At 74.8% G+C, this 6,605-nt stretch carries 1 protein-coding gene; it reads right to left on the bottom strand.

Annotated elements, in window-relative coordinates; genetic code table 11:
* Positions 1–158: 158 nt before the first annotated feature.
* On the bottom strand, positions 159–6,542 hold the full coding sequence (locus AAH979_RS42205) for an acyltransferase domain-containing protein (RefSeq protein ID WP_346263730.1): 6,384 nt from the start codon (positions 6,540–6,542) through the stop codon (positions 159–161).
* Positions 6,543–6,605: the final 63 nt, after the last annotated feature.

Here is a 6,605-nt window from a genome sequence, read left to right as displayed (position 1 = left end):
TCCGATCCCCACCACCGCAATCGGCTCGCGGCGGGCTGCCCGCAGCGCGGCGGCCTCGGCCCGTGCCGCCTTCACCTCGAGCAGGGCGCGTCGGAGCAGTTCCTCGCGCTGCGAGCGGCTGTCCCGCTCGGCGGGCGCGGCGGTCCCGTCATCGGTCGTCATGCCGTGCCTCCCGTTTCCAACTCCTGCTTGAGGAGCTCCAGCAGGTCGTCCTCGGCCAGGTGGGCCAGCTCCGCTTCGAGCCCGGCCAGGCCCACATCCCGCCCGACCGCGCCGCCCGGTGCCTGCCCGGCCGGTGCCTGCCCGGCCGGCTTCGCCAGCTTGGCCGGCTTCGCCAGCTTGGCCGGCTTCGCCAGCTCGGCCGGCTCGCCGACGAGCTCGGACAGGAGGAACCTGGCCAGCGCCGCGACGGTCGGGTTTTCGAAGGCCGCGGTGGCGGGCACCTCGGCGCCCAGCCGCCGGGCGAGCCGGTCGCGTAGTTCGACGCTGGTGATCGAGTCCATCCCGGCGTCGAAGAAGCCGAGTTCGCGATCCATCCGGGAACCGGCCGGGCGGCCGAGGACCACCGCGAGCTCGACCTGTACGGCGTCCTCCAGCACCCGGATCCGGGCCGCCGGGTTTCCGGCCTTGCGTAGCCGGCTGGCCAGCTCCTCATCGCGCGCGGTGCTCGCCTCGCGCGCCGGCCGCATCGCCTCGAACATCGGCCGCCGGCGCTTCGCCTCGAGCGTCGCGAGCAGCCTGTCCCAGTCCAACGGCGCTACCGCGGCCTGGACCCGGGCCGGGCCGGTAGCCGGGGCCGTGAGCCGGTCCAGCGCGGCGAAGCCGAGTTCCCGGCTCACCGGCGCGGTTCCGGTCGCCCGGAAGGATTCCCCGTGCTCCTCGGCGAGCGAGCCGTCGGCCCACCAGCCCCAGTCCACCGTCAGCGCCGGAAGACCACGCCGCGCGCGGTCGTGCGCGAATACGTCCTGGAAGTGGCACGCGGCGACGAGATGCCCGGCGAGCGCGGCCCCGAACACGGACCACGCGGAGCCGCAGGACACGAAGAAGTCGAGCGCGGTGCCCTCGGCGGCGGCGGCGAGGACGAGCGCACCCTCGACCTTCGGCCGTAGCACCGCCCGGAACCCGGCCCAGCCGATGTCCGCCAGCGGCCGGAGTTCGAACAGGCCCGCGGCGTGGATCACACCGCGTACGGCCGGCCACGGCCCGCTGCGCGGGTCGAAGACCGCACGCATCGCCTCGGGGTCGGCGACGTCGCCGTCCGGGGTGTACACGGTGGCGCCGTCGCGGCGCAGCCGCTCGATCGCGGCGAGCACGCCGCCTTCGGGTTCGCCCGTGCCCGCATGCCCGCTGTCCGGGCCGCCCGGAGCCAGCGGAGTACGTCCCAGCAGGATCAGGTGCCGCGCCCCGCGCCGGTACAACCATTGCGCGAGAAGCAGGCCCAGCGCTCCGCGGCCACCGGTGACGAGGTAGGCGGCCGTCGGATCGAGCGCGAGTGGCGCGGGCGCGGCGTCGCCCGGACCGCGGTTGGCTCCGGCCCGTACCAGCCGGGGAACCATGCGCTGTCCGGTGCGGTATGCCACCTGGTCCTCCGCGTCCGGGTGGAGGATCTCGCGGGCGATCGTCGCGGCTTCGGCGTCGGGGTCCGGGTGCTGCGGATCGAGGTCGATCTGGCCGCCCCAGATGCCCGGCTGCTCCATCGACACGGCGCGGCCGAGGCCCCAGGCGGGCGCCAGCACCGGTACGCACGCCGCGTCGCCGGCCGGGACGGCACCGCGGGTGACCGCCCACAGGCGTGCTCCGGCCGCGACGCCAGGCGCCGACAGGGATTGCGGCGCGGTCAACAGCGGGCCGCACGAGGCGGCGAGCGCCTCGTCCCACTCCGGTCCGGGTGTGCGCAAGGCCGGATCGGCGTCAAGTGCCGCGAGGTGGACGACGCCGCGCAATGTGGCGCCGGCGCCGCGGATCGCCTCCGTCAGAGCGCGGAACCCGTCGTCCGGGTTGAGCATCCGCGGCGGGATCCGGAGGCAGGTGTGGCCCGCCGCCTCAAGGAGTGCGGACAGCCGGTCCGCCACGCCGTCCCCGGCGCACCCGGTCAGCACCCAGTGGCCACCGCCTCCGGAACCGGCGCTGCCGTTAGCCGCACCCTGGTCTGCCTGGTCCGGCTGCCACACGACTTCGTACATGGACGCGTCGACGTCGTCCTGGATGCCGCTCCCGCGCTCATCCGGTGCCGGGACCGCCCGGTCCTCGCCGCGTGCCGGCAGGACCCGGGCCGGCCGGTCGGGAATCCAGAACCGCTCCCGCTGCCAGGGATAGCCCGGCAGCCGGACCCGCCGGCCGCCGGCGGGCTGCACGGCCGCGTGGTCGAGCTGGTAACCGTTGACGTGCAGCGTGCCCGCGGCGGCGAGCATCGACGCGAGGCCGTCCCGCTGCGCGCGCATCGACTCGACCGCGAGGACTGCCGTTCCGTGGCCGTCAAGGCACTGCAGGATTGGGGTTGCCAGGGCCGGATGCGGGCCGATTTCCAGTACGGCGTTGTGCCCCGGGCCGGCGGCACGGCGCAGCGCTTCCGCGAAGAGCACCGGTTCGGTGACGTTGCGCGCCCAGTACCCGGCACCGGCGAAGCCGGGCTCCGCGGGGCCGCCGGTCACCGTCGAGTACACGGTCAGCGTCGGCGGCGCGGGAGTGAGATCCGCCAGATCGGCTCGCAGCTCCCGTGCGCAGTCCGCCATCGCCAGCGTGTGGAATGCGTACTGCTCCTGCACGACGGACCAGAAGACGCCGCGGGAGCGGGCTTCGCGCCCCAGGTCGCGTACGGCCGCACGGTCACCCGCGACGACGGTGTTGCGCGGGCTGTTCACCACGGCGACCGACACGGCAGCGCCGCACCGCGCGATCAGCGCGGCGGTCGCCTGGCGGTCGAGCCCGACGACGGCCATCATCCCGCGGCCCCGGGTCGCGGCCATCGCCGCCCCGCGCCGCACCGCGATCTCGCACGCTTCTTCCAGCGCGAGGTATCCGGCCGCGTAGGCGGCGGCGACCTCGCCGACGCTGTGGCCGATGACCGCGTCGGGCCGCACCCCCCAGGCGCGCCACAGTTGGGTGAGCGCCGCCTGGACGGCGAAGACCGCAGGCTGGGCGACGGCCGTGTCGTCCAGCCGCGACCGCTCGCGCCCGGCGGACAGCTCGTCGCGCAGCGACCAGCCGGCAAGCCGCTGCACCACCGCGTCACAGCGGTCGACAACCTCGTCGGCGGCGGGGTGGCGGGCCAGGGCGTGTCCCATGCCGGGCCACTGGGACCCCTGGCCGGTGTAGACGGCGATCAGCCTGGTGCGGCCGTCCTGGCGCGCGAGGCCGCGGCGGACACGGCGCGGATCCTCCCGCCCGCCCGCGTCGGCACCGCGCTGCCCGGCCGCCGACCCGGCCAGCAGTTCCGCGGCCTGCTGCGCGGAATCGGCGACCACGGACAGGCGGTGGGGCAGGTGCGTCCGGTGCAGCGCGGCGGTGCGGGCCACATCGGCGAGGGTCGGCCCGTCGTGGCGCGTCTGGTCGAGCATCCGCCGGTATGCCTCGGCAGTGGCGTCGAGCGCTTCGGGCGAGTGCGCGGAGAGCAGGAGCAACTGGGTACCCGGTGGCTCGGGGCGCGACGGGGGCGGCACAGCATCCGGCACCTGCTCCGGCGCCTGCTCCAGCAGGACGTGCGCGTTGGTGCCGCTGAAGCCGAAGGAGCTGACTCCGGCGATCCGCGAGCCGTGCCGGGCCGCCCATTCGACCGTCCGCTGGGGGATCCGGACGGGGATCTCATCCCAGGGTATGTGCGGGTTCGGCTGGTCGAAGTGGAGCTGGCCTGGAATCTGGCGATGGTGCAGGGCGAGCGCCACCTTGATCAGACCACTGATACCGGCTGCCGCCTCCAGGTGCCCGATGTTGGTCTTGACCGAACCGACCTGGAGCGGCTCACCGTGATCCCGTTCCGGCCGCAACGCGTCCACCAGGGCGCTGAGCTCCAGCGGGTCACCGAGCGGCGTCCCGGTGCCGTGGGCCTCGACGTAGCTCACCTCCTCGCGCCGTACCCCGGCGTCGCGCAGCGCTTCGCGCAGCACCGCCACCTGCGCCCGCCCGTTCGGTACCGTCAGCCCGGCGCTGCGGCCGTCCTGGTTGACCGCGGAGCCCCGGACCAGCGCCCAGATGCGGTCTCCGGCGGACTGCGCGTCGGCGAGCCGCTTGAGCACGACGACGCCGCAGCCCTCGCCGCGGCCGTACCCGTCGGCCCGGGCGCTGAAGGTCTTGCACCGCCCGTCCGGTGCCAGCGCGCCCATCCTGGCCAGGCTCGCTGTGGTCAGCGGGGAGAGCATGAGATTCACTCCGGCGACGATCGCCAGGTCCGCCTCGCCCGAGCGCAGGCTGCGGGCGGCCAGGTGTACGGCGACGAGCGAGGAGGAGCACGCCGTGTCCACGGCCAGGCTCGGGCCGTGCGTGCCCAGCAGCTGGGACAGGCGTCCGGCCGCGACGCTGAAGGTGTTGCCGGTGGCCAGGTACGGGTCGTCCGCGGCGGCCGGGTGCGCCGCGAGCAGGTGCAGGTAGTCCAACGTGTTGATGCCGACGTACACGGCGGTCGCCGAGCTGTCGAGCGTCCGCGCGGTCACGCCGGCGTCTTCGAGCGCCTCCCAGGCGACTTCGAGGAGCAGGCGCTGCTGCGGGTCCATGCTGCGCGCCTCGCGGGGTGAGATTCCGAAGGCGGCGGCATCGAACCCGTCGACCGGGCCCTCCAGGAACCCGCCGCGCCATCCGGGCGAGCCGGCCGGCCCGTACGGCGCCTGCGGCTCCCAGCGGTCGCCGGGTACCTCGCGGGTCGCGTCGCGCCCGTCGCGCAGGAGCCGCCAGAACGAGTCGGGATCGACGGCACCGCCGGGCAGCCGGCACGCCATGCCGACGATCGCGAGGGGTTCGGCGCCGGCGGCTCGCCATTCGCGTGGTGCGGGTGTGGTGGCCGGGCGTCGCGCGGGTACGGGTGCCGGAGCACTGACCCGGGACGGCTCGATCCCGGCCAGGTATCCGGCCAGCCTCCGGATCGTGGGATGGTCGAAAACCAGGGTCACCGGCAGCTTCAGGCCGAATCCGTCCTCCAGCCGCGCGCGTACCTGCGCGACCATCGCCGACGTGAGCCCGAGGTCGAAGAGGCCGGTATCGGGGCCGAGTTCCTCGGGGCGGCGTAGACCGAGCACGGCCGACAGTTCGGCCTGTAGCCAGTGGATCAGCTCACCCGCCCGGGCCGGGTGCACGTCCGACACCGTGACGGGAACGGGCCGGGTATCGGGCGGGGGCGCGTCCGCCGCGCGGTCTCCCGTGCTGCCGCCGGGGACTCCGTCAGAACGAAGGCGGCGGAGGAGCGGAAGTACGTCAAGCACACCTGCGTCGCCGCCTCCACCGACGACCACCTCGGTGGTGTCGATAGCCGCGCCACCTGCCGCGGCCACCTCGACCGTGCGGGACCTCTCGGGGTGTGGATGCGCCGTCGGGATCCAGTACTCGTGGCGTTCGAAGGGGTACCGCGGCAGGTCCGGCAGCACAGCCGGCCGGGTGGTCCGCGGCGACCAGTCAACCGGCCCGCCCGCGACCCAGGTCCGCGCGAGCGCCTCGGCCAGATGCCTGGCCGGTTCGGCTGCGCGGGGGAGCGTCGGGACGCAGGTCCACTCGGCGCCGGACGCGGCCGCGACCGAGGCCGCCGAGGCAAGCAGGCCGCCCGGCCCGAGTTCGATCAGGATCGTCGTCCCCTGGTTCAGGGCGGTGTGCAGAGCCTCGTTGAAGTGGATGGGCTCCCGACTGTGCCGGACCCAGTACTGCGCGGTGGCCGCTTCCGGCCCGGCGAGCCGCCCCGTGCTGTCCGACACGAACGGTACGGTGGCCGGTCGCAGGGTGGTCTGGGCGAATGCGTCGCCCAGCGCGCCCAGCATCGGCTCCACCTGCGCCGTGTGGAAGGCGACCGGGACGCGCAGCCGAACCGTGCGCAGGCCCTCGTCCGCCGCCAGCGCCGCGAACTCGTCGACGGCGCTGGACGGCCCGGCGATGACCGTCTCGCGTGGGCCGTTGTAGAGGGCGATGTCCACCGCGCCCGAGACGACGGGCGCCCACCCGGCCAGGCGGTCCGGTTCGCAGAACACCGCGAGCATCGCGCCGTCTCCCGGCAGGTCCGCGATGAGTCCGCCGCGCAGCGCACTGAGGCGGGCGCCGTCCTGCGGCGAGAGGATTCCGGCGAGCGCGGCTGCCGCGTAGGCGCCCGCGCTGTGTCCGAGGACGGTCTGCGGCACGATCCCGTGCGCCCGCCACCATGCGGCCAGGACCAGCGCGAGCGCATAGAGCGCGGGCTGGGTGTGGCGCGGGTCCTCGCGCCCTGGCGAACCGGAGTCGAGCAGGACGCTGATCGGCGCCTCGCCGACCGGACCGAGTACCTCGGCGAGCGAGTCCAGCGCGGCGGTGATCTGCGGGTCGTTCTGGTAGAGCCCGGCCAGGGCGCCGCGGACTGCGGTGCCGTGGCCCGGCACGAGGAAGGTGGTGTGTGGGGTGGTGGTGGGTGGGGTGTGGTGTTGGGTGAGGTGGGGGTGGGG

The sequence above is a fragment of the Plantactinospora sp. ZYX-F-223 genome, assembly GCF_039649625.1.
GTDB lineage: Bacteria > Actinomycetota > Actinomycetes > Mycobacteriales > Micromonosporaceae > Plantactinospora.
This window is presented reverse-complemented; position numbering and strand designations above follow the sequence as displayed.